The organism is Oceanicola granulosus HTCC2516 (genome assembly GCF_000153305.1).
Classification (GTDB): domain Bacteria; phylum Pseudomonadota; class Alphaproteobacteria; order Rhodobacterales; family Rhodobacteraceae; genus Oceanicola; species Oceanicola granulosus.
This window is the reverse complement of the sequence record NZ_CH724107.1, coordinates 2,014,803-2,038,158: the sequence shown is the minus strand read 5'-3', so window position 1 is coordinate 2,038,158 and position 23,356 is coordinate 2,014,803. Positions and strand designations below refer to the sequence as shown.

The following is a 23,356-nucleotide window of genomic DNA, read 5'->3' as shown; positions in this document are numbered from 1 at the left end:
CGGTGCGCGCGGCCCCGCTCCTCCTCGTCGGCCTCGCCGCCGGCTTTGCCGCCGGCCTGGCGGCCACGCCGGCGGCCGCGCAGGAGGTGACGCTGTCGCTCGGCGAGGACGGCTCGCTCGCCACCCGCTCGATCCAGCTGCTCCTCCTCGTCACGCTGCTGAGCCTCGTGCCGGGGCTGGCGATCATGATCACCTGCTTCCCCTTCATCGTCACCGTCCTCGCGATCCTGCGGCAGGCGATCGGGCTGCAGCAATCGCCGCCTAACATGCTGATCGTGACGCTCGCGCTGTTCCTGACCTACTTCGTGATGGAGCCCGTCTTCCGCGCCGCCTGGGAGGCCGGCGGCGCGCCGCTGGCGGCGGGGGAGGCGAGCCTGGAAGAGGCGTTCGCCGGCGCCATAGCGCCCTTCCGCACCTTCATGGCCGCGCGGGTCGATCCGTCCGCGCTGGCCTCGCTGGCCGACCTGCGCGGCAGCGCGCCACCCCCCGCACCGGAGGCCGCGCCCCTGTCGGTCCTGGTGCCCTCGTTCCTGCTCAGCGAGATCGAGCGCGCCTTCCAGGTCGGCTTCCTGCTGTTCCTGCCGTTCCTGATCATCGATCTCGTCGTCGCGGCGGTGCTGATGTCGATGGGGATGATGATGGTGCCGCCGGCCATCGTGTCGCTGCCCTTCAAGCTCGCCTTCTTCGTCGTGGCCGACGGCTGGACATTGGTGGCCGAGGCGCTGGTGCGGGGGTATCAATGAGCGTGGTCGAGGGTCACCAAGTCGCCGCCCGCGGCCTCGGCGTCGGCGCCGTCGTGGGTGACGAGCAGGACGGGCAGCATCCGCGCCCGCGCGCGCTCGAACACCATCGTGCGGACCTGCGCGCGCAGCGCCGCATCGAGCCGCGAGAAGGGCTCGTCGAGCAGCAGCGCGGCGGGCTCCGACAGCAGCATCCGCATCAGCGACACCCGCGCCTTCTGCCCGCCCGACAGCGTCGCCGGATCGCGATGTTCGAAGCCGGCGAGCTCGACCTCCTCGAGCGCCTCGGCGATGCGCGCCCGCCGGTCGCCGCCGCGGGCGAGGCCGAAGGCGAGGTTCTGCCCCACCGACATGTGCGGAAACAGCAGGTCGTCCTGAAACAGGATGCCGAGGCGGCGGCGGTGCGGCGGCAGGTCGGTGATGTCCTGGCGTCCGAGCCGCAGCCGCCCCCGCGCGGCGAAGTCGGGCGGCAGGCTCCCGGTCATCCAGGCGAGCAGCGTCGACTTGCCCACGCCCGACGGTCCCATCAGGGTCAGCACCGCGCCCGGCGCGATGGTCCGGTCGATCTCCAGCAGCCGCCGCGAGTCGGCCTGGATGCAGACATCGTCGAGCACCAGCGCCTCAGCCATGGGCCATCCCCCGCCGGTTGCGGAACAGCAGCGCCGGCAGCGCGAGCGCGAGCGCGAAGGGCAGGAACGCCGCGAGCGCCTGCATCAGGCTCCAGACCCCGATCGCCCGCCGGTCTCCTCCCGAGGCGAGCGCGAGCGCCTCCGTCGTCAGCGTCGAGACGCGGCCGCCCCCGGTCAGCAGCGTCGGCAGGTACTGCCCCACCGAGACCGCGAAGCCGACCGCCGCCGCCGTCAGCAGCGGGCGCAGCATCATCGGCAGGCGCACCTGCCACAGCGTCCGCCCCGGCGCCGCGCCCAGCGCGGCGGCGAGGGTGGCGATGCGCCCGTCCCAGGCGCGCCAGGGGCCGGAGAGCGACAGGAAGACGTAGGGCAGCACGAAGACGAGGTGCGCGAGGATGACCGGGAGGAGGCCGTGATCGAGCCGCAGCCGGATCAGCATGATCTGCAGCCCCGGCAGGAACGCCGTCTGCGGGATCAGCAGCGGCAGGTAGAGGAGCAGCAGGCTGCGCGAGGGCCGCAACCCGCCGCGATGCTCGGTCTCGAGGCAGCCGACGGTGAGCGCGAGCGCGGCGAGCGTGGCGGCGCCGGCGATCAGCGCGGTGTCGCCGAAGGTGGCGAGCGCGTCCGACCCGTGGCGCGCCCAGCTGCGCCCGGTGAGGCTGTCGGGGAGCGCGTCGGGGAAGCTCCAGAAGCCCGCGACCGACCAGAGCGCCAGCCCCGCCAGCCCCGCCAGCACCGCGAGCGCGGTGAGCAGCGCCAGCACGAAGCCCGCGCCGCCCGCCACGCCGTCGAGCCGCCCGCGCCGCCCCGAGCCGATCCACAGCGCGCCGAGTCGCCCGACGAGCACCTCGCCCGCCCGCCACAGCGCGATGCCGCCCAGCACCAGCGCCAGCTGCCAGAGCGCCGCCACCGCCGCCAGCTCGCGCAGCGCCAGGTCCGGGTCGGCCATCCAGCGCACGATCTGCACCGAGAGCGTCGGCGGGGTGTTGGGGCCGAGGATGATGGCGACGTCGACCGTCGACATCGAGTAGGCGAGGGTGACGTAGACCGGCAGCCGGATCTGGCTGTAGAGCCGCGGGAACACCGTCAGCAGGAAGCCCGTGACACGGCCGTAGCCCAGCGCGCGCGCGATGCGGAGCGATTGCGGCGCCTCGGCCTGCGGCAGCGCGGCGAGGCTGACGAGGAGCAGGAACGGCACCTCCTTCACGATCAGCCCGGCCGCGAGCGCCAGCCCCCACGGGTCCTGCACGATCAGCAGGTCGGGCGGCCGCTCCCAACCCGTCGCCCAGGGCGAGACGGCACGGGCGATCCAGCCCGACGGCGCGATCAGGAAGGCGAGGCCGAAGGCCGCGGCCGCGTGGGGCAGGGCGAGCAGCGGCGACAGCAGCCGTTGCAGCAGCCCGAAGGCGCGGGTGCCGGTCCAGCCCGCGAGGATCAGCGCCGTGATGGCGAGCGCCCCGAGCGTGGCCACGGCGCCGCTCGTCAGCGACAGCCACGACGCCGCCGGCAGCCCCGGCCAGTCGAGCGTCGCGCGCAGCGGGCCGAGCGAGGGGGCGCCGTCCATCATCCCGAGCGCCGGGCGGATCGTCCACCACAGCCCCGCCGCGAGCGGGCCGAGCATCGCCGCCAGCGTCAGCAGCGGGAAGGCCCGCAGCCGGCCGCGCCGGTCGTGCACGCGTCTACCGGGCAACGCCGTAGCGCGCCTCCCAATCCTCGGCGAGCCGCGTCGCCCAGCTCGGGTGCGGCTCGTCCTGCACCTGCCCCAGTTCCTCGGGCGAGAGCGTCGCCACCCCGAGATCCAGCGCATCGAAGGCCGCGCGCGCCGCCTCGGGCAGCGCCGCGACGTCGAGCACGGTGCCGTAGCCGAGCACCTCCGGATCCTGCGCCCGGGCCTGCGCCTCGGGCGAGAGCAGCGCGTTGGCGACCACCATCGCGCCCTCCTTGGAGCCGCTGTTGTAGGGGATCGCCACGAAGCTGGCGTTGCCGATCGTGCCCTTGTCGAGCACGAAGGTGCGCACGGACTCGGGCAGCTGGAAGTTGGCGATGGCCGTCGAGGCTTCGCCCGGCGAGAAGCTGATCGCGAGGTCGATCTCGTCGTCGTTCATCAGCTGCAGCTGCCGCGGCCCGGTCTGCGGATAGGCCCGCCCCTCGCGCCAGAGCAGCGGCGTCAGCTCCTCGAGCCACGCCCAGAGCGGCGCCGTGACGGCCTCGTAATCCACCTCCTCGACCGGCCGCGCGAGCAGCGACGGGTCGTCGGCGAGGTCAATCAGCGCCTGCTTGAGGAAGGTCGTGCCGAGGAAGTCCGGCGGCTGCGGGTAGGTGAACCGGCCCGGGTTGGCGCGCGCGAAGTCGAGGATCGCGGCCATCGAGGCCGGGGGCTCGGCGAGGTCGGCGCTGTCGTACATGAACACCACCTGCGCCATCGCCCAGGGCGACTCGTAGCCCTGCGTCGGCACGGTGAAGTCGGTCGTCACGCTCTTGGCGGTGTCGACGTAGCGCCAGTTCGGCAATTGCTCGGCGAAGGGCCCGAACAGCAGGTCCGCGTCCTTCATCGCCGCGAAGTTCGCGCCGTTGATCCAGATGAGGTCGATCGCCCCGTCCGCGTCCTGCCCCGCCTCGCGCTCGGCGAGCACCCGCGTCACCGCGTCGGCGGTGTCGGTGAGCTTGACGTGCTCGAGCGTCACCCCGTGCTCCTCGGCCACCCGCTCGCCGATCCAGGCGATGAAGTCGTTCGTCGTCGTCGAGCCGCCCCAGGCGTTCCAGTAGACGGTCTGCCCCTCGGCGGCGGCGAGCACCGCGTCCCAGTCGGTGGGGTCGGTGTCGGCGAGGGCCGGGAGCGGGGCGAGCAGGGCGGCGAGGAAGGCGGCGCGCATGGAAATCCTTTCGATCAGGCGTCGGCGAAGACGCGGCGGGCGGCGAGCACCCTGAGGGTGGCGGTGACGAGGCACAGCGCGCCGAAGATCCAGGCGAGCGGCGGAAACAGGTTTGGAAACAGGCAGATGGCCAGGAAGAGGGCGATCGTCTCGGCACCTTCCAGCAGGCCGTTCGAGTAGTAAAGCGTCTTCTGCCCCTGTGCCGACGTGTGCATCCGGCGCTTCTCGGCGAGGATCGCGTAGCCGAGGAAGCTCGTCCCGTTGACGTAGAACGCGGCCAGCAGGAACGCCCCGGCGAGGCCGTTCGCGGCCGGATCATGAACCACGAAGGCCAGTGGCACGGCGCCGTAGAAGGCGAAATCGGCGACGATATCGAGGAAGCCGCCGACGTCGGTCTTGCGGCTGGCGCGGGCGACGGCGCCGTCGAGTCCGTCGGCGAGTCGCGACGCGAGGATCAGCAGCAGCGCCAGCACGAACATCCCGCCGCAGATCGCCAGCGCCGCCCCGAGTCCGATGGCGAGCCCGGCGAGCGTGACCTGGTCGGCGCTGACTCCACGCCGCGCCAGCCGGGCCCCGGCCGCGTTGAGCGGGGGGTCGATCACGCGGCGGAGGGAGGCGTCGAACATGCGATTGATCCTGTCTGCGATACGTTCTGGGTCAAGCCGGCCGCTCCGGCAATCGCTGTGACACGATCGTGAGCCGGTGAAACGCCGCTTCACCAAGGCTTTGCGGTAGAAAGTGTACTGCTTAATGCGCCTTTAACCGGCGCTTAAGACCTCCCGGCTACGAACTGCGCACCAGTTTCAGAAAATCTGCAGAATCGGCCCAGGGTTGCATCCGGGTCGACCTCCGGGAGCGCGCCATGTTCAGCCCGTCCGTCATCCTACGCCCCGCCCTCACTCTCCGGCGCGGCTTCTTCTACCGCGTCGCCGGCAAGCGCCTGCTCGACATCGCCGCCTGTCTCGCCCTCGCGCCGTTCGTCCTGCCGATCATCGCGCTGGCATGGCTCGCCGCGCGCCTGCAGGGCGGCCCGGCCTTCTTCGCCCAGGAGCGGGTGGGGCAGGGCGGCGCGACCTTCCGCTGCTACAAGCTGCGCACCATGGTGCCCGACGCCGAGGCCCGGCTCGCGCGCCTCTGCGCCCGCGATCCCCGCCTGGCCGCCGAGTGGCGCACCTACCAGAAGTTGCGCGACGACCCCCGCGTGACGCCGCTTGGCCGGCTGTTGCGCAGGACGAGCCTCGACGAATTGCCCCAGCTCTGGAACGTCCTGCGCGGCGACATGAGCCTCGTCGGCCCGCGCCCGTTTACCATCGAGCAGGAGTCCCTCTACCGCGCCGCCGGCGGCAGCCACTATTATAGCCTGCGCCCCGGGTTGACCGGCCCCTGGCAGGTCTCGGCCCGGGGCAAGACGACCTTCGCCGAGCGGGTCCGGTTCGACCGCGCTTACAGCGCCGCCCTGTCGCCGCGGACCGACCTTCGGCTGCTGCTGCGCACCGTGCGCGTGGTGCTGCGGGCCAATGGGCATTAGGCTCGCCGCCCTCCTCGCGCTCGCGGTCGGCGCGGTCGAGGCCGCGCCGCTCGGCACGTACGCGACGCCCGGCCTGCTCGAGATGCCGACCGCCGGCGCGCGCCCCGACGGCACCCTCGCCTTCGGCCTCGCCCGCGTCGGCCCCTCCACCCGCGCGGCGCTGAGCTACCAGCTCACCCCCCGCCTGCGCGGCGCCGCCCGCTACGCGATCATCGACGGCTTCGACTACGACGGCCTGGGGACTCGCTACGACCGCAGCTTCGACCTCCACCTCGATCTGCTCGCCGAAGGCCCGCGCCGCCCCGCCGTCGCGCTCGGTCTGCGCGATTTCGGCGGCACCGGCATCTACAGCAGCGAATACCTCGTCGCGACCAAACAGATCGGTCCGCTCGCGGTGACGGCCGGTCTCGGCTGGGGCCGGCTCGCCGGGCGCGTGCCCCTCGGCGCGCTGCCCGGCCCCTTCGCCGAGCGCCCCGCGCCCGACACCGACACCGGCCAGCTCGACGCCGGCCAGTGGTTCCGCGGCCCCGCCGCGCCCTTCGCCGGGCTCAGCTACCAGATCGCCGGCCGGACGACCCTGCTCGCCGAGTACAGCCCCGACCTCTACCGCCAGGAGCGCGCGCGCGGCGCCGCGCACGACATCGCCGCCCCGGTCAATCTCGGCCTGCGCCACCGCTTCGACAACGGCCTCACCCTCGGCGCCGCCTACCTCTACGGCCGCGACATCGGACTGACCCTCGGCTACAGACTCGACCCCGCGCGCCCGCGCCACCCCGGCGGCCGCGAGGGCCTGCCCGAGCCGCTCGCGCCGCGCGACACGGTCGCCGCCCGGAGCTGGAACCGCCCCGGCGCCAGCCCGAACGCCCTGCGCGAGACGCTCGACGCGCGGCTGCTCGCCGAGGGGATCGTGCTCGAGGGCCTGACCCGCGACGGCCCGCGCGCCGGGGTGCGGGTGGTCAACGAGGTCTGGAGCGCGGTGCCGCAGGCCGCCGGCCGCACGGCGCGGGTGATGGCCAACGTGCTGCCCCCCGAGGTGACGCAGTTCGACATCACCTTCGTGCGCTACGGCCTGCCGATCACCACCGTTTCGATCTCCCGCGCCGCGCTGGAGGCGGGCGAGCACGCGCTCGAGGGCGACCGCATCCTGCGCGCCGCCACCACCCTCGCCGACGCCCGCCCGACCCGCGCCGGCGAGCTTCCCGTCGCCTACCCGGCCGGCCACGTCGCCCTCGCGCCCTACGTGGAGACGTCGCTCTTCGATCCCGACAGCCCCCTGCGCTACAGCGTCGGCGCCGCCGCGACGGCCAGCCTGCGGCCGATGCCCGGCCTCGTCCTCGCCGCCGACCTGCGCTACCCGCTGCACGACACGATCGGCACGGCGACCCGGCGCTCCGATTCGGTCCTGCCGCACGTGCGCACCGACGCCGTCCGCTATGCCGCCGCGCCCGGCCTGCAGCTTCACCGGCTCACCGCGACGCACCTGTTCCGGCCCGGTCGCGACCTGTTCGGCCGGGTGACGGCGGGCTATCTCGAGCGGATGTACGGCGGCGTCTCGGCCGAGCTGCTCTGGCACCCGCTCGAGGGGCCCCTGGCGCTGGGGCTGGAGATCAACGCGGTCCGGCAGCGCGATTTTAACGAGATGTTCGGATTTCGCGGCTACGACTCGCTCACCGGGCACGCCTCCGCCTACTACGATCTGCCCGGCCCGCTTCATGCGCAGCTCGACGTCGGCCGCTACCTCGCCGGTGACTGGGGCGGCACGCTGACCGTGATGCGGGAGTACGACAACGGCGTGCGCATCGGCGCCTTCGCCACGCTGACGGACGTGTCCTTCGACGAGTTCGGCGAAGGCGCGTTCGACAAGGGGCTGATCTTCGAGGTCCCGCTCGACTGGTTCACCCGCCGCCCCACGGGGCGGGTGCACCGGCAGGTGCTGCGCCCCGTGCAGCGCGACGGCGGCGCGCGGCTCGCCGTGGCCCACCGGCTCTACCCGCTGACGCGCGACTACCGCGGCGGCGAGATCGACGACCGCTTCGCGAGGATCACCCGATGACGCGCGACGTGACGAGCTGGATCGGGAGAGCGGCGCGGGCCCTGCTCCTCGCGCTGCTGCCCCTCGCCGGCTGCAGCACCGCGCCCGCCCCCCGCTTCGCCGCGCTGGCCGAGGCCGGCGGCCCCGCGCTGCAGGCCGCGTTCGTCGACAGCGGCGCCAACATCCCGCTGCTGCACGAGGCGCGGCGCGGCGAGGTCGACAGCTGGATCGGCCCCGGAGGCGGCGGGCTCGCCCTCCGGTACGGCCTGCTCGCCGGCGTGCGCGGCTACGGCGCCGAACTGCTCGCCGCGGACGCCAGCGCCAGCGCCGCGCTGCTCGCCGCCGGGCGCACCGGCACCGCCCCCCGGAGCCATCGCTACCTCACGGGCGACGACCGCGCCGTCACCCGCCACTACACTTGCGACATCTCCGACCAGGGCCCCCGCACCCTCGACACCACCGAAACCCGACTCTTCCACGAAGCCTGCACCGGCGAGACCGAGCGCTTCCTCAACCTCTACTGGCTCGACGCCACGGGCCGCATCGTCCAGTCCCGCCAATGGACCGGCCCGGCGCGCGGCGCAATCTCCCTGCGTCCCCTGCGCCCCGGCTGATCCGCGCGCGGCTTTTCCCTGCCGGAGCGATGGGCTAAGACGCCGCGACACGCCGGACAGCGGAGCCCTCGCCGATGAAATTCACCCTCTCCTGGCTGAAGGATCACCTCGACACCGAGGCCGATCTCGACACCATCCTCGACACCCTCACCGATCTCGGGCTCGAGGTCGAAGGCGTCGAGAACCCGGCCGGGCGGCTGGCGGACTTCACCATCGGCAAGGTGCTCACCGCCGAGAAGCACCCCGAGGCCGACCGGCTCAAGGTCTGCCAGGTCGCCACCGATGCCGGCGAGTTGCAGATCATCTGCGGCGCACCCAACGCCCGCGCCGGCATCACCGTCGTCATCGCCAGGCCCGGCGTCTACGTCCCCGGCATCGACACCACCATCGGCGTCGGCAAGATCCGCGGCATCGAGAGCCACGGCATGATGTGCTCCGAGCGCGAGATGGAGCTGTCGGACGAGCATGACGGCATCATCGAATTACCCTCCGGCGAGGTCGGCGAGCGCTTCACCGACTGGCTCGCCGCCAACGACCCCGGCAAGGTCGACCCGGTGATCGAGATCGCCATCACCCCCAACCGCGGCGACGCGCTCGGCGTCCACGGCATCGCGCGCGACCTCGCCGCCCGCGGCCTCGGCACCCTCAAGCCGCTCACCCTCGAGCGCGTGCCCGAGAGCTTCCCCAGCCCGGTCAGCGTCACCATCGACGACGACACCCGCGCGCAGGCGCCGGTTTTCTTCGGCCGCTACATCCGCGGCGTGAAGAACGGCCCGTCGCCCCAGTGGCTGCAGGACCGCCTGCGCGCCATCGGCCTGCGCCCGATCAGCTTCCTCGTCGACGTCACCAACTTCTTCACCCACGACATGAACCGCCCGCTGCACGTCTTCGACGCCGACCAGCTCAAGGGCGGCACCCTGCGCGTCCACCGCGCCGAGGGCGGCGAGACGCTCGAGGCGCTCGACCACAAGGTCTACAGCTTCGAGCCCGGCATGACGCTGATCTCCGACGCCGAAGGTGTCGAGAGCATCGCCGGCGTCATGGGCGGCGCCCGCACCGGCTGCACCGACGAGACGGTCAACGTGTTCGTCGAGGCCGCCGTCTTCGACCCGGTCCGGACCGCCTACACGGGCCGCGCGCTCAAGATCCATTCCGACGCCCGCTACCGGTTCGAGCGCGGCATCGACCCGGCCTTCACCCCCGAGGGGATGGAGCACGCGGTGCGGATGATCGTCGACATCGCCGGCGGCGAGGCGTCCGAGGTGGTGCAGGCGGGCGAGGTCCCCCACTGGCGGCGCGGCTACCGGCTCGACACCGACCGCGTTCAGAGCCTCGTCGGCATGGACATCCCCGCCGCCGAGCAGCGCGCCACGCTGGAGCGGCTCGGTTTCACCCTCGAGGGCGACATGGCCTACGCGCCGCCCTGGCGCACCGACATCCTCGGCGAGGCCGACCTCGTCGAGGAGGTCGCCCGCATCGCCTCGCTGACCAGGCTCGTCGGCAAGCCGCTCGCGCGCACCGTGCCGGGCGTGCCCAAGCCGATCCTGACGCCGGGCCAGAAGCGCCAGCAGATCGGCCGCCGCACCGCGGCGGCGCTCGGCTACGACGAGTGCGTGACCTACAGCTTCATCGACCAGGCCGCCGCGGCCCTGTTCGGCGGCGGCACCGACGCGACGCGGCTCGAGAACCCGATCTCGAGCGAGATGAGCCACATGCGCCCCTCGCTGCTGCCGAGCCTCGCCGCCGCCGCCGCCCGCAACCAGGCGCGCGGCTTCGCCGACCTGTCGCTGTTCGAGGTCGGCCAGGTCTGGGCCGGTGGCGAGCCGGAGGACCAGGGGATCGAGATCGCCGGTCTGCGCGTCGGGCGCACCGGGCCGAAGGACGTCCACGGCACCGCGCGCGCGGTCGACCTGTTCGACGTGAAGGCCGATGCCGAGGCCATCCTCTCCGCCATCGGCGCGCCCGCCAAGGTGCAGGTGCTGCGCGGCGGCGAAGGCTGGTGGCATCCCGGCCGGCACGGGCGCATCTGCCTCGGCCCCAAGAAGGTGCTCGGCGTCTTCGGCGAGCTGCACCCCCGGGTGCTCAAGGCGATGGACCTCAAGGGCCCCGCCGTGGCCTTCGTGATCTGGCCCGAGCAGGTGCCGCTGCCGCGCAAGGCCGCCCTCGCGCGCCCGGCGCTCGCGGCGACCGACCTGCAGGCCGTCGAGCGCGACTTCGCCTTCGTCGTCGACGCCGACACCGCCTCGCTCGACCTGGTCAACGCCGCCGCCGGGGCCGACAAGGCGCTGATCGACGAGGTGCGGCTGTTCGACGAGTTCGTCGGCGGCAGCGTCGGCGAGGGCAAGAAGAGCCTCGCCATCACGGTGCGGCTGCAACCTTCCGAGGCGACGCTGACCGAGGCGGAGATCGAGGCGGTCGCGGCGAAGATCGTCGACAAGGTGACCAAGGCAACGGGCGGAGTGCTACGCGGATGACACTGGACGTTTACCTCTCGGGCGAGATCCACACCGACTGGCGCGAGCGCATCGTGACCGGGGCCGAGGGCCTCGACATCAGCTTCAGCGCCCCCGTCACCGACCACGCCGCGAGCGACGATTGCGGCGTCGCGATCCTCGGCGCGGAGGACAGCAAGTTCTGGCACGACCGCAAGGGCGCCAGCCTCAACGCAATCCGCACCCGCACCTACATCGAGCGCGCCGACGTCGTCGTCGTGCGCTTCGGCGAGCAGTACAAGCAGTGGAACGCCGCCTTCGACGCCGGCTACGCAGCGGCGCTGGGCAAGGCGCTCGTGGTGCTGCACCCGCCCGAGCACGGCCACGCGCTCAAGGAGATCGACGCCGCCGCGCTCGCGGTCGCCGAGACGCCGGAGCAGGTGGTGCAGGTCCTGCGCTACGTGCTGACGGGAGAGCTGCCGCGCTGAGGGTGCCGGTTTGACATCTGCGGCGCTGACGGCGGCGGCAGCGTTCTGACTTGATCCGCGCGGCCGCAGCATCACCGGGAGACGGACCATGACCAACGCCAACCCGCAACGGTTCCTCGCCGATCTCCACGCCCTGCGCGGCTTCGGGGCCGCCGGCGTCGGCAAGGGCGTCTCCCGCCCCGCCTACAGCGACCCCGACATCGCCGCCCGCCGCTGGCTCGCCGGGCGCATGGCCGAGATCGGGCTCGACGTCCGCTTCGACCCGATGGGCAACCTCTTCGGCCTCGGCGACGCCCCCGGCCTGCTGCTCGGCTCGCACAGCGACAGCCAGCCCGAAGGCGGCTGGCTCGACGGCGCGCTCGGCGTCGTCGCCGCGCTCGAGGTGGTCCGCGCCGCGCGCGAGGCGGGGCGCACCGATCTCTCCGTCGTCGCCTTCCAGGACGAGGAGGGCCGCTTCGGCGTCACCACCGGCAGCTCCGTCTGGTCGGGCAACCAGCGCCTCGCCGAGGCCGACGCCCTCACCGCGCCCGACGGCACCACCCTCGCCGCCTCCCGCGCCCGCATGGCCGACCTCGCGGACGACTGGGTGCCGCACGACCGCTTCACCGGCTACATCGAGATGCACATCGAGCAGGGCCCGGTGCTCGACAGCGGCGGCGGCAAGATCGGCGTCGTCAGCCACATCGTCGGCATCCGCGACATGCGTGCCACCTTCACCGGCCAGCAGAACCACGCCGGCACCACGCCCATGCACCTGCGCCGCGATGCCTTCCGCGGCCTCGCCGCGCTGACCGAACGGCTGGCCGAGCGCTTCGCCGGACTCGTCACCCCCGACACCGTCTGGACCATCGGCCAGGTCGACCTGCATCCCAACGCCGCCTCCATCGTCCCCGGCCGCGCCACCTTCTCGCTGCAATGGCGCGACGCCGACGTCGGCCGGCTCGACGAGATGGAGCGCACCGTGCGCGCCGCCCTCGCCGAAACGGCCGAGAGCCACGGCCTCACCCTCGAGACCGGCCCGATGCTCGGCCTCGACCCGGTCGCGATGGACCCGGGCCTGCGCGCCGCGCTCGAGACCGCCGCCGAGGCGAGCGTCCCGGGCCAGTGGCGCACCATGCCGTCGGGCGCGCTCCACGACGCCACCAACGTCGCCGAGAAGATGCCCGTCGCGATGCTGTTCGTGCCCTCCATCGGCGGCATCAGCCACGACTTCGCCGAGGACACCGCCGAGGCCGACCTCGCCACCGGGCTCGAGGTCATGGCCCGCGCCGTGGCGGGGCTGAACCGCTGAGCGATCGCCTGAACGCAGAACGGCCGCCCCGAAGGGCGGCCGCTCCCGAAGTCCGTCGGCGAGACGTCAGCGCGCGCTGACGAAACGCTCCATCACCACCCGCAGCTGCGGGCTGGAGCCGGAGATGTCCATCACCGCGAGCAGGAACGTGCCGGGCTGCACCCGCGCGGCCACCTGGCTGTCGAGGCCCATGCCGAAATCGTCGTTGTAGCCGATCTCGCGGCCCACATCGTCGAACAGGCGCAGCACTGGGTCGCCCATGTTGCCGCCGATCGCCTCGATCAGCAGCAGGCCCGCCGCGTCGACCGACACCGAGAACCACTTCGCGTCGTCGCCGTCGATCTGCACCATCTCCACCACGCGGCCGTCGATCGTGCCGATGTCGGTGATCGGGTAGCTGCCGTCCATCGGCGGCGCGGTCTCGCCCCGGTCGTACATCGCGGCGGCGGCGGCGGCGGGGTCGTACTCCGTCACCGAGACGGTCACCGGCACGTTGCCGTCGGAGAGCGCGTCGAGCTTGATGCAGTAGTTCCCGGCGGCGAGCGGCGTCGTGAAGTCGATGCGGCTGTTGAGCCCGTCGAAATCGTCGTTCTCGGCGATGAAGCCGCCGGTGCTGTCGGTGATGGTGAGCACCGGGTCGGCGGCCTCGTTCTCGGCGGTGATCGTGATCATCGCGTCGGAGGCGAGCTGGAAGCTGTAGCCCGGCACCTGGTTGATCGTCTCGGTCATGGTGATGCCGCCGCCGCCGAGCTGGCCGTCGATCGGACCGTCGGCGAGCTCCCAGAGGCCGCCGCAATCGTCCATCTCCACCGGCGGCATGTCGCCGCCGCCGTCGCTGCCCTCGCCGCCCCTGTCGCCTCCGCTCTGGCCGACCTCGGTCAGCGCCTCGTGCTCCGTCCGCCCGATCCGCACCGTGGCGGTGAGCGGCGCCATGGTATCGTAGCTGTTGGTGAGCAGGCAATACTGCCCCGGCTGGAGCGTCTGCGTCATCAGCGAGGACGTGCCGCCGCCGCCGTCGTCGTCCCCGCCGACGACGCTGCCGTTGCCGTCGAGAAGCTCGATGAGCGGGTCGCCGCTGCCCTGGCCCTGGGCTTCGAGCCGCACGTCGGTCGGGCTCGAGACGGTGAACAGCGAAACATGGGCGTTGCCCAGCAGCACGAGCGCGAGCTGATCGCTGTGGGAGCCGGCGGTGGAAATGTCGGAATTGGCCTCGTCGCCGCCGATCCAGGCGCCGGACGAAACGGCACCGCCGCAAAGATCCTGCGCCGCGGCGGGAAGGGCGAAGGCGCAGGCTGCCGTCGCCCCGAGGAAGAACGTCGTCTTGTTCATGAAAATGGACCCCTGTTGTCGTTGAATCGTGTTTACGACAGGTAGCGTAGGGGCAAGCGGCCGTTTTGGCTACGAAATGCTCATGGCCGCGCGACGAAAACGAAACGGGCCGCCCAAGGGCAGCCCGTTTGTCTTCCGGTCAGGCGGCGGGCGTCAGCCCTGGCGCGCCTTGAACTTCCGCTGGGTCTTGTTGATCACGTAGACCCGGCCCTTGCGGCGCACGACGCGGCAATCGCGGTGGCGCTGCTTGAGCGAGCGGAGGGAGTTGCGAACCTTCATAGGTCTCTACCTCGTAGTCGCGGCGCGGCGATGCGCCTGGGTTGCCGTCGGCGCCTGCGGCAGGCGCGGTGAATGTCTGGTGGGCGATACTGGGATCGAACCAGTGACCCCTTCGATGTCAACGAAGTGCTCTACCGCTGAGCTAATCACCCTTGCCGTCTTCGGCTCCCCACGTCCCATAAACAAACAGGACGCGGGCATAACCGCGTCAGGTGAGCGGTCTCTAAAGGGAGTCGGGAACGAGATCAAGGGCTTTTGGAAGACAAAGATTCCGGTCTATCTTCCGGCCCTAAAGGAGCGTCGATGTCCAAGTCCGCGTATCATCTCGACCGTCCCGATATCCGCACCACGTCGGTCGTCTTCGCGTCGCCCCACTCGGGCCGCGCCTACCCGGCGCAGTTCCTGCGGAGCGTCATCCTGGACGAGCGCGAGATACGATCCTCCGAGGATGCCTTCGTCGATCAGCTGTTCGGCGCGGCCCCCGGCTACGGGGCGCCGCTGCTCACCGCCGGCGCGCCCCGCGCCTTCGTCGACCTCAACCGCGCCGCCGAGGAGCTCGACCCGGCGCTGATCGAGGGCGTGCGCCGCGTCGCGCACAATCCGCGCATCGCCAGCGGGCTCGGGGTGATTCCCCGCGTCGTCGCGAACGGCCGGGCGATCTACCGCGGCAAGATCCCGCTCAGCGAGGCGCACCACCGGCTGTCGCACTACTGGCGGCCCTACCACGGCGCGCTGCGGGGGCTGCTCGAGCAGAGCCACGGGCAGTTCGGCGAGGCGATCCTGATCGATTGCCACTCGATGCCGCACGAGGCGCTCGACAATGTCGGCCCCGCCGGTGCGCCGCGCCCCGACGTGGTGCTCGGCGACCGCTTCGGCGCTTCCGCCGCGGCCTCCGTCGTCGACCAGGTCGAGGCCGCCTTCACCTCCGTCGGCTTCCGCGTCGCGCGCAACATGCCCTTTGCCGGCGCCTACGTGACCCAGCATTACGGCCGCCCCTCGCGCCGCCAGCACGCGATTCAGGTGGAGATCGATCGCTCGCTCTACATGAACGAACGCACCGTCGAGCCCCGCCCCGACTTCCCCGAGGTCTGCGCCGCGCTGGAATGCGTCATCGCCCAGATCACCGCCATCGGCCGCCGCCACGCCCTCCCCATGGCCGCCGAATAAGGCCCGTAGGCCGGGCTTCAGCCCGGCTCCCCCGACGCCGCCCACATCTCCAACGTCTCCCGCAACAGCCCACGCCCTCCCGGCCGCCACCCCCGCGCCCGGAGCCGGCCGGTGTCCATCTCGCCGTACCCCGCCCGCTCCGACGCCGCCGGCACCCGGCCCGCCACGCCGCTCACCTCCGCCCACAGCGCCAGCAGCTCCGCCCGGTCGAGCAACAGGTCCGACACGTTGAGCACCTCTGCCGCCCCCGGCCGCTCCAGCGCCAGCCGGACCGCCGCCGCGAGGTCGCGCCCGTGGACCTCGGTGCCGATCCGCGGCGCGATCTCCTCGCCCCGCGCGAACGCCGCGAACAGGTCCTCCCACTTGTGCGCCAGCCCCGGCCCCGGCGCGCCGTAGACCCCCGTCGCCCGCAGGCTCGCCCCGCGCAGCCCGCTCGCCGCGAGCGCCTGCTCCCCGGCCAGCTTAACTTCGCCGTAGAGCGTGTCCGGCCGGCATTCCGCCGTCTCCGTCAGCGGCCCCGCCACCGGCCCGTAGACCGCCCGCGACGACAGGAACACGGCCGCCTCCACGCCCGCCTTCCGCGCCGCCTCGAAGAGCGCCGCGGTGCCCTCGACATTGGCCCGGCGGAACCCATCGGGATCGTCTCCCTCGCCGCCGCGGTAGCGGCCCGGCACGTGCAGGAAGGCGCAATGGACCAGCGCGTCGATCCCCTCCAGCGACGGCGGCGGCGCGCGCAGGTCGTACTCCAGCCAGTCGGCCCCCGCGACGGGCGCGCGCCCGAGCACCGTCACCGCGTCGCCCCGCGCCAGGGCCTCGGCCACGACGAACCGCCCGACGAGCCCGCTCGCCCCGGTGACCGCGAGCCTCATGCGGGGCCGGGCAGGGCGCCCAGGTCGGGCAGCGGCCGGCCCTCCGCCACGCCCCGCCACAGCGCGATCAGCGGCGCGAGCTCGGCGGCGCGCGGGTGGTCGGCCTGCCACGGCTTCTCGTACTGGTAGTGCAGGATCCGGATCGTCTCCCAGTTCCACAGGGCGGGCATGTTGAACCACACGTACTGCAGCACGTTGTAGATCACCGGCAGCCCATGCCAGCCGGGGAAGAACTCCTGCAGGAACGTCTGGTCCGTCCGCCGCCAGAACACCCCCGGCACATCCAGCCGCGCCATCATCACCTCGAACGTCGCCTCCGACGGCCGCGCCGTGAACACGCCCGAATTGAGCCGGTGGAAGTCGGCGACGCTCTCGTACACGTTCGGCGCGGCGCAGAACTCGGGGTAGGCGAACAGCCGGTCGCAATTGCGCAGCACCAGCGCGTCGGCGTCGATGAACACCACCGCCTCGTAGTCGAGCTGCCACAGCCGCAGCTTGGCGAAGTTGTCGAGCGGGGTGTGCAGCGGCGGCTTGGTGCCCTTGGTGAACGGCGCGGCGGCGTGCAGCGCGTCGCGGGCGTGGGCGCGGTTGAAGGCGTCCGACGTCTCGAGCAGGTCCACCTCGCACAGCCGCGCCCCGAGCCGGGCCAGCCGCTCGAGCCACTCGCCCGAGACACCGGCGGTGTGCAGCACCGCGATATCGGCCTCGGTGCCCGACATCGCCAGCGAGCGCACCAGCGCCTCCGCGCCGATGGCGTAGCCGTCGCCTGTGACGAGGGTGACGTAGGCGTGGCGGCCCCTGGCGGGGCGGGAACGGATCATCTCAGGGCTCGTCCTTTCAGGATCGCGTCGTGGCCGAACCGCTGCCGGATGGCGTCGGCGGCGCGCTCGGCGCTGGCGCGGCGGGTGGCGTCGGGGTCGAGCAGGTCGCCCTCGAGATCGGCCCGCTCCGCCGGGACCAGCTCGCTGATCCCGACCCCGAGCAGCCGGTAGGGTCCGCGCTCGCCCACCCCGTCGAACAGGCCGCGCGCGGTGCGGTAGATGGTGTCGGCGAGCTGCGTCGGCTGGCCGAGGCTGAGGCGGCGGCTCAGCAGCTTGTGGTTCGCCCGCTTCAGCTTCAGCGTCACCACCCGCCCCGCGATCTCCTTGGCCTTGGCGCGCGACGACACCTTCTCGGCCATGCGCCAGATGTGCCCGTCGAGGATCTCCGGGTCGGCCGTGTCCTCGTGAAACGTCGTCTCGTTGCTCAGCCCCTTCACCGGCGCGTGCGCGCTGACCCGCCGGTGGTCCTGTCCGCGCGCCAGGTGCCAGAGCCGCTCGCCCATGCCGCCGAACCGCTGCGCCAGCGCCTCGCGGTCCCAGCGGTGCAGGTCGTTGAAGGTCCGGATGCCCGCCGCCTCGAGGCTCTCCTGCGCCGCCGGCCCGATCCCCCAGATCAGCCTGACGGGGCGCGGCCGCAGGAACTCCACCGTATCCGCCGCGCCGATCACCGAGAAGCCGCGCGGCTTGTCGAGGTCGGAGGCGACCTTGGCGAGGAACTTGTTGTGCGACAGCCCGATCGAGCCGGTCAGCCCCAGCTCGTCCTTCATCCGCCTGGTCAGCCGCGCCAGCATCACCGCGGGCGGCGCGTGGTGCAGCCGCGCGGTGCCGGTGAGGTCCATGAACGCCTCGTCGAGCGACAGCGGCTCCACCACCGGCGTCAGCTCGTCCATCATCGCCCGGATCGCCCGCGACGCCTCCACGTAGGCCTCGAAGCGCGGCTTCACGACGATCGCGTCGGGGCACAGCTTGAGCGCCTGGAACATCGGCATCGCCGAGCGCACCCCCCTGATCCGCGCCACGTAGCACGCCGTCGACACCACCCCCCGCCGGCCCCCGCCGATGATGACGGGCTTGCCCTCCAGCTCCGGATTGTCCCGCTTCTCGACACTCGCGAAGAACGCGTCGCAATCCATGTGCGCGATGGACAGCGAGAACAGCTCCGGATGCGCCACGACCCGCGGCGACCGGCAAACCGGACACCGGCCGGGGCCGTCGAAGGCATGGAGACAGTCACGGCAGAGCGCTTGCATGGGGGCGAGTGTAGCAGGGGGTGGGGGGCGTTAAAGCTCGTCGTCAAACATCCCGACCTGGGCAAATTCTGGCGGCAGATCTAACTCCCAAGTGTGTACGACTTGCAGGCCCATTTGTCGTGCGAAGGTAGCTTGGTTATCGTCATCGGTATAGAAAATCTCGGCTCCGTTGACCTTAGCAGTAACTGCAATCTGTCGATCGAACTTGATCTCGTTCCAGGAAGCGGCGACACCTCCTCGCTTGTCGCCGGCTCGCTTTGCACTTCGAACAACTTCTGCAAGATCAACTGCGCAGCGCTCATCGAATGGTGCAAGATCAAAGGCTGTGGACGTGTTCAGCTCCGAAACTGCCTTTTCAAGATCAGGAACTGCGCAGAGTAATTCCGAAAAACACGGCGTTGGTATTACCACCGTGTCGCCTCTCTTGCTCAATGAATCGACGAGCGCTTCAACGCGTTCCTTGCAGTGGTCCACAGGGGATCCCGTTGCAGGATTGGACCTAGGCCTAGAGCCCGGGCTCAAGACGAGTGATAAAAAAGTGTTATCGAATGCGACGATCAATTTATCGTACCGTCACGCTCTTCCAGCCGATCTACTTCTCCTACGGGGTCATCAGGCCAAGTTATATCCATACTTCGCAACCTATTCACACTGGTCCGGAGGTTCTCGCTCTTTACCGGGGCGAAATCCGTGATGACAAAATCATCTATTTCCCACCTGCCAGAACTCGCTTTTGTCCACATTCCACGTCCGCTCACCTTCACCTTCTCGAACAGAAACTCGCGGAGAGACTTAGCTATGTCCTTGCTGGTGACACAGAAGACAACGCCGTAAGCACCAGTGTTTATCCGTACCTTCGCGTTATCTCCCGTTCCCGCAATGTGATAAAGTTCTCCTACAAAGTTCGCAGCTCCACGCACTCGGAGCTGATTGCTAACTGCGCTGAACTTCCCGGGGAAGGGGACAACATTTTCACCTGTCGGATCGCAGAAGCTGCCACTAGTTGCATCTTCGCGTAACATGGCGTCTATTGTTTCCCGCGCCCGCATCGCTGCATGTGGTGCCGTCCCGGCGTTTAGTGCAGAGATGTGCTCCTCAAAGTCAAACTCGCAGTCCTGGTCCAGTCGAAATGCACTGGCATGACTGCCCTGGGCTACTTCGACGAGATGAAGATTGTCGGCTCCTCCCAGCATCCTTTTTACTTCGCGATAATACTCAACGAGGCGCCCGAAAGGCATGCTCTCGGGTGTGAAGTTCTCGATTCTGAACGTGTAGGTTCTGGACTTAGTCACTTCGTCGCCTCCAACGGCGATGCTACCCGGGCTGGGACTTCCGGTAAAGGTGACGGAGCTTGACGGGTGTCTTCCCAATGTAACTGGAACGATATGCCCTGCCGTTGCCCCTAATTCAACAACCCCGCATGTACCATCGCCGCCCGGATGGCCTCCTTCGTCCCGTCCGTGGCCTCGGTGAGCGGCGAGCGGACCGTGTCGGCGCAGTGGCCCAGCAGCGACAGGCCGTACTTCGCCCCCACCACGCCGGGCTCGAGGAAGATGGCGATGTGGAGCGGCATCAGGCGGTCGGTCAGCTCCAGCGCGGTGGCGTAGTCGCCCGCGAGGGTGGCCTCCTGGAACTCGGCGCAGAGGCGGGGGGCGACGTTGGCGGTGACCGAGATGCAGCCGACGCCGCCGTGGGCGTTGAAGCCGAGCGCCGTGGCGTCCTCGCCGGAGAGCTGGATGAAGTCGGTCCCGCAAGTGATCCGGGTCTTGGGCACGCGCGACAGGTCGCCCGTCGCGTCCTTGACCCCGGCGATCATCTCGTGGCGCGCCAGCTCGCCCATCGTCTCGGGGCTCATGTCGACGACGGAGCGGCCGGGGATGTTGTAGATGATGATCGGCAGCCCGCACTCGGCGGCGGCGGTGTAATGGGCGATCAGGCCGCGCTGGGTCGGCTTGTTGTAGTAGGGCGTCACCACCAGCGCGGCGTCGGCGCCGGCGGCCTTGGCGGCCTCGATCAGCCGCACCGTCTCGGCGGTGTTGTTGGAGCCCGCCCCCGCGATCACCGGGATCCGCCCCGCCGCCTGCTCGACGACGCAGGCCACGACCGCGTCGTGCTCGTCGTGGGTGAGGGTGGGGCTCTCGCCGGTGGTGCCGACAGGGACGATCCCGTGGCTGCCCTGCTCCACATGCCAGTCGACGAGGGCTTTGAGCACGCCGAAGTCCACCGCACCGTCGGAGAACGGGGTGACAAGGGCGGGAATGGACCCTCTGAACATGTGGCGGCTCCTTCGGGACTGGCTCGGCTGGCTGAAGTGGCGGGGAATTGCGGGTCGCGGACGGACCCATCGGCGGAAACGCGCGGACCCTAGTCCGGTTCCGGCACTTTGCCAAGTTTGTGAGTTGAACGGAATCACGCTTTCCGGGAGTGTCCGCCACCATGGTAGCTGACCGGATACATCTCATGCATCGTATGGCTTTTCTCGCCTTCCTGCTCGCGCCCCTGACCGTCACTGCCCAGGAGCGGGTGCCGGACATGAACGCGGCCTTCGCCGCCGCGGAACGCGGTGAGTGGCAGGCGGCGGAGAGCCTCGCCGCCCCCGGGGGCGCGCTCGGCGAAGACCTCGTGGACTGGATGCGCCTGCGCGCCGGCGCCGGCAGCTTCGGCGAGTACAAGGCCTTCCTCGACGCCCGCGAGCACTGGCCCGGCACCGACCGCATCCAGGCCCGCTTCGAGGAGAGCCTCGCCGGCCGCATGGACCCGGAAGAGGTCATCGCCTTCTTCGACGGCCGCGAGATGCAGACCGGCGAGGGCGCGCTCGCCCATGCCCGCGCGCTCGAGGCGCTGGGCCGGGACGACGAGGCCGAGGCGCTGGTCGTCGAGGCCTGGCTGACGATGACGCTCGACGAGAGCGGCGAGTCCGCCCTGCGCGGCGCCTACGGCGACCTGCTCGCCGAGCACCACGCCGGCCGCGCCGACATGCTGCTCTGGCGCTGGCGCGTGAACGACGCGCTGCGCCTGCTGCCGCTGCTCGACGACGACACCGAGGCGCTGGTGCGCGCCCGCGCCGCGCTGATCCGCGACAACACCGACGCCGAGTCGCGCTACCGCAGCGTCCCCGCCAGCGTCGCCGACACGCCGGGCCTGATCTACGACCGCTACAACTGGCTCGCCGACCGCGGCCGCCGCGCCGACGCCGTCGAGCATCTCGCCGCCCGCTCCACCTCCGCCGAGGCGCTGGGCGAGCCCTTCCGCTGGTCCGGCTGGCGCCAGGAGCTGGCGCGCTGGGTGATGCGCGAGGGCGACGCCGAGCTGGCCTACGAGCTCGCCGCCAACCACTTCCTCACCGAGGGCAGCGCCTACAGCGACCTCGAGTGGCTCGCGGGCTATATCGCGCTGACCAAGCTCGACCGCCCTGCCGAGGCGCTGGCCCACTTCCAGAACCTCGAGGACGCCACCTGGACCCCGATCAGCCAGGGCCGCGCCTGGTACTGGATCGGCCGCGCCCACGAGGCGCTCGGCGACGACGAGGCCGCGATGGCGGCCTTCGCCGAGGGCGGCCAGCACCAGACCAGCTTCTACGGCCTGCTCGCCGCCGACCGCGCCGGGCTGCCGCTCGACCCGACCCTCGCGGGGACCGAGACCTTCCCGAGCTTCGAGGAGCTCGGCCTCGACGACAACGATCTCGTCGCCGCCGGCATGGCGCTGCTGAAGGGCGGCGAGCGCGGCCTCGCAGTGCTGTTCTTCGCCGAGATGGGCCGCACCCTGACCCGCGACGAGATCGGCGCCATCGGCGCGTGGCTCGCGGAGGAGGACGAGCCCTACTTCGAGGTCCTGCTCGGCAAGGCCGCGGCGGGGCAGCAGATCGTCGTGCCCGCCGCCTACTTCCCGGTCCACCCGATGAGCGGGATGGAGCTGCCCGTCGAGTCGGCGCTGGCCCACGCCATCGCCCGGCGCGAGAGCGAGTTCCGCGTCGATGCCGGCAGCTCCGTCGGCGCGCTCGGGCTGATGCAGCTGATGCCGGGCACCGCGCGCGAGGTGGCCGGCTGGCTCGACCTGCCGTTCGACCGCAACCGCCTGACCCGCGACTGGGAGTACAACGCCACCCTCGGCAGCGCCTACCTCGCGCACCTGACCGACCGGTTCGGCAAGTCGCCGGTGATGATCTCGGCGGGCTACAACGCCGGCCCCTCGCGCCCCGCCAAGTGGATGGGCGAGCGCGGCGACCCGCGGCTGGGCGAGATCGACGTGGTCGACTGGATCGAGCACATCCCCTTCACCGAGACCCGCAACTACGTGATGCGCGTGACGGAATCGATCCCGGTCTACCGCGCGCGGCTGGCGGGTGAGGTGGAGGAGGGCCAGCAGATCGGCTTCCTCGACCTGCTCAACGGCTCGATCCCGGTGGTCCGCCCGCAGGCCCGTCCCGACGGCAGCCTCTCGACGGCGGTCTCCGTCTCGACGGCCGATCCCGGCGCCGCGGTGGAACGCCTCGAAGGGGTGACCGACCTCGCGCCGCTGACCTCCGTCGCGCCGCCCGCGCGCCCCGAGGGCCTCGCGACCCTCGAGGAGGCCCGCGCCCCCGCGATCACCGGCCCGGCGACGCCGGCGGTGATCCGCCCCGCCCTGCGCCCCGCCGCCGCCGGCACCAACGGCTGAGGCCGGGGCAGGGCGCGCGCCCCGCACGCAGGCAGGGCCGGGCTGAAGCCGACGGCGCCCTCGCGGCTCTCGAGCTCGATGGCGGCGACAAGGCCGAGGTTGCGCAGGTCCTTGAGGTGGGGCAGCCCCTTGAGCCCGTGCAGCGGGTCCTCCCGGACCGGCGCGAGGGCGTCGGCGCGCTCGAAGAGCTGGTCCTCGCGGTAGGTCTCCAGCGTCGCCAGCGCGGCGGCGGTGGCGATCGGGTGGGCGGAGTAGGTGTAGCCGTGGAACAGCTCGATGGGCGCGTCGGCGTTCTCCATCGCGCTGTCGGAGATCTTCTCGCTCACCCTCACCGCGCCCATCGGGATCGTGCCGTTGG

The 23,356-nt window shown here is 71.3% G+C and carries 21 protein-coding genes, 1 tRNA gene and 1 pseudogene; 9 read left to right on the top strand and 14 right to left on the bottom strand.

Annotated features, from left to right (window positions below; translation table 11 throughout):
• Window positions 1-2: 2 nt before the first annotated feature.
• Window positions 3-743 carry a flagellar type III secretion system pore protein FliP gene (gene fliP / locus OG2516_RS09830; protein ID WP_007255511.1) on the top strand — a complete coding sequence of 247 codons (741 nt, stop codon included), beginning with the start codon at window positions 3-5 and terminating at the stop codon, window positions 741-743.
• On the opposite strand, the gene OG2516_RS09825 is transcribed toward fliP, so the two are convergent.
• From OG2516_RS09825 to OG2516_RS09810, 4 genes are read right to left on the bottom strand one after another with little or no spacing between them, the layout of a single operon-like run.
• Window positions 737-1,369 (bottom strand): ATP-binding cassette domain-containing protein, encoded by a 633-nt coding sequence (locus tag OG2516_RS09825; protein WP_007255510.1) that lies wholly within the window; start codon window positions 1,367-1,369, stop codon window positions 737-739. The genes fliP and OG2516_RS09825 overlap by 7 nt on opposite strands.
• The gene (locus OG2516_RS09820) at window positions 1,362-2,990 is read right to left on the bottom strand and encodes an ABC transporter permease (protein WP_050769163.1); all 1,629 of its coding nucleotides are present in this window, start codon (window positions 2,988-2,990) and stop codon (window positions 1,362-1,364) included. The genes OG2516_RS09825 and OG2516_RS09820 overlap by 8 nt, the downstream gene beginning before the upstream one ends.
• A 58-nt stretch (window positions 2,991-3,048) precedes the next feature.
• Window positions 3,049-4,242: an ABC transporter substrate-binding protein gene (locus tag OG2516_RS09815; RefSeq protein ID WP_007255508.1), complete on the bottom strand. Its 1,194-nt coding sequence runs from the start codon at window positions 4,240-4,242 to the stop codon at window positions 3,049-3,051.
• 14 nt (window positions 4,243-4,256) lie between these two features.
• Window positions 4,257-4,868 (bottom strand): CDP-alcohol phosphatidyltransferase family protein, encoded by a 612-nt coding sequence (locus OG2516_RS09810; protein WP_007255507.1) that lies wholly within the window; start codon window positions 4,866-4,868, stop codon window positions 4,257-4,259.
• Window positions 4,869-5,104: 236 nt separating this feature from the next.
• Between OG2516_RS09810 and OG2516_RS09805 the strand changes: the two genes are divergently transcribed.
• From OG2516_RS09805 to OG2516_RS09780, 6 genes are all read left to right on the top strand, one after another.
• A complete protein-coding gene (locus OG2516_RS09805) occupies window positions 5,105-5,770 on the top strand; it encodes a sugar transferase (RefSeq protein ID WP_007255506.1) in 666 nt (221 codons plus the stop codon).
• On the top strand, window positions 5,760-7,823 hold the full coding sequence (locus OG2516_RS09800) for a YjbH domain-containing protein (protein WP_007255505.1): 2,064 nt from the start codon (window positions 5,760-5,762) through the stop codon (window positions 7,821-7,823). The genes OG2516_RS09805 and OG2516_RS09800 overlap by 11 nt, the downstream gene beginning before the upstream one ends.
• Entirely contained in the window at window positions 7,820-8,416 is a 597-nt protein-coding gene (locus OG2516_RS18985; protein WP_007255504.1) for a YjbF family lipoprotein, read from the top strand. The genes OG2516_RS09800 and OG2516_RS18985 overlap by 4 nt, the downstream gene beginning before the upstream one ends.
• 74 nt (window positions 8,417-8,490) lie before the next feature.
• Window positions 8,491-10,890 carry a phenylalanine--tRNA ligase subunit beta gene (gene pheT, locus OG2516_RS09790; RefSeq protein ID WP_007255503.1) on the top strand — a complete coding sequence of 800 codons (2,400 nt, stop codon included), beginning with the start codon at window positions 8,491-8,493 and terminating at the stop codon, window positions 10,888-10,890.
• Window positions 10,887-11,336 (top strand): YtoQ family protein, encoded by a 450-nt coding sequence (locus OG2516_RS09785; protein WP_007255502.1) that lies wholly within the window; start codon window positions 10,887-10,889, stop codon window positions 11,334-11,336. Before pheT ends, OG2516_RS09785 begins: the two co-directional genes overlap by 4 nt.
• Window positions 11,337-11,424: 88 nt before the next feature.
• A complete protein-coding gene (locus OG2516_RS09780) occupies window positions 11,425-12,627 on the top strand; it encodes a hydantoinase/carbamoylase family amidase (RefSeq protein WP_007255501.1) in 1,203 nt (400 codons plus the stop codon).
• Window positions 12,628-12,693: 66 nt separating this feature from the next.
• On the opposite strand, the gene OG2516_RS09775 is transcribed toward OG2516_RS09780, so the two are convergent.
• The 3 genes from OG2516_RS09775 to OG2516_RS09765 form a co-directional block, all read right to left on the bottom strand.
• A complete protein-coding gene (locus tag OG2516_RS09775; RefSeq protein ID WP_007255500.1) occupies window positions 12,694-13,956 on the bottom strand; it encodes a hypothetical protein in 1,263 nt (420 codons plus the stop codon).
• A 153-nt stretch (window positions 13,957-14,109) separates the two neighbouring features.
• Window positions 14,110-14,235: a type B 50S ribosomal protein L36 gene (ykgO, locus tag OG2516_RS09770; RefSeq protein WP_007255499.1), complete on the bottom strand. Its 126-nt coding sequence runs from the start codon at window positions 14,233-14,235 to the stop codon at window positions 14,110-14,112.
• Window positions 14,236-14,312: 77 nt separating this feature from the next.
• Window positions 14,313-14,387 (bottom strand) — tRNA-Val (locus tag OG2516_RS09765).
• Window positions 14,388-14,538: 151 nt separating this feature from the next.
• Here OG2516_RS09765 and OG2516_RS09760 point away from each other — a divergent pair.
• Window positions 14,539-15,402, top strand: coding sequence for an N-formylglutamate amidohydrolase (locus OG2516_RS09760; RefSeq protein WP_007255498.1), 864 nt, complete (start codon window positions 14,539-14,541; stop codon window positions 15,400-15,402).
• A 17-nt stretch (window positions 15,403-15,419) separates the two neighbouring features.
• Here the strand turns inward: OG2516_RS09760 and OG2516_RS09755 are convergent, their stop codons facing one another.
• From OG2516_RS09755 to dapA, 6 genes are all read right to left on the bottom strand, one after another.
• Window positions 15,420-16,271 (bottom strand): NAD-dependent epimerase/dehydratase family protein, encoded by an 852-nt coding sequence (locus OG2516_RS09755; RefSeq protein WP_007255497.1) that lies wholly within the window; start codon window positions 16,269-16,271, stop codon window positions 15,420-15,422.
• Window positions 16,268-17,092 (bottom strand): glycosyltransferase, encoded by an 825-nt coding sequence (locus OG2516_RS09750; RefSeq protein WP_007255496.1) that lies wholly within the window; start codon window positions 17,090-17,092, stop codon window positions 16,268-16,270. Before OG2516_RS09750 ends, OG2516_RS09755 begins: the two co-directional genes overlap by 4 nt.
• The gene (locus OG2516_RS09745) at window positions 17,089-18,342 is read right to left on the bottom strand and encodes a DNA polymerase IV (RefSeq protein ID WP_040615069.1); all 1,254 of its coding nucleotides are present in this window, start codon (window positions 18,340-18,342) and stop codon (window positions 17,089-17,091) included. Before OG2516_RS09745 ends, OG2516_RS09750 begins: the two co-directional genes overlap by 4 nt.
• A gap of 30 nt (window positions 18,343-18,372) precedes the next feature.
• A complete protein-coding gene (locus OG2516_RS19950; protein WP_156799310.1) occupies window positions 18,373-18,816 on the bottom strand; it encodes a hypothetical protein in 444 nt (147 codons plus the stop codon).
• 83 nt (window positions 18,817-18,899) lie between these two features.
• Window positions 18,900-19,634, bottom strand: coding sequence for a hypothetical protein (locus OG2516_RS19945; protein WP_156799309.1), 735 nt, complete (start codon window positions 19,632-19,634; stop codon window positions 18,900-18,902).
• A gap of 110 nt (window positions 19,635-19,744) precedes the next feature.
• Window positions 19,745-20,617, bottom strand: a complete 873-nt coding sequence (gene dapA, locus OG2516_RS09740) for a 4-hydroxy-tetrahydrodipicolinate synthase (RefSeq protein ID WP_007255494.1) — start codon at window positions 20,615-20,617, stop codon at window positions 19,745-19,747.
• Between the two features lie 185 nt (window positions 20,618-20,802).
• On the opposite strand from dapA, the gene OG2516_RS09735 reads away from it, so the two are divergent.
• On the top strand, window positions 20,803-22,998 hold the full coding sequence (locus OG2516_RS09735) for a lytic transglycosylase domain-containing protein (protein ID WP_245544284.1): 2,196 nt from the start codon (window positions 20,803-20,805) through the stop codon (window positions 22,996-22,998).
• A gap of 119 nt (window positions 22,999-23,117) precedes the next feature.
• On the opposite strand, the pseudogene OG2516_RS20740 reads toward OG2516_RS09735, so the two are convergent.
• Window positions 23,118-23,297: pseudogene (locus OG2516_RS20740) on the bottom strand (omega-aminotransferase AptA); the annotation flags it as partial.
• Window positions 23,298-23,356: the final 59 nt, after the last annotated feature.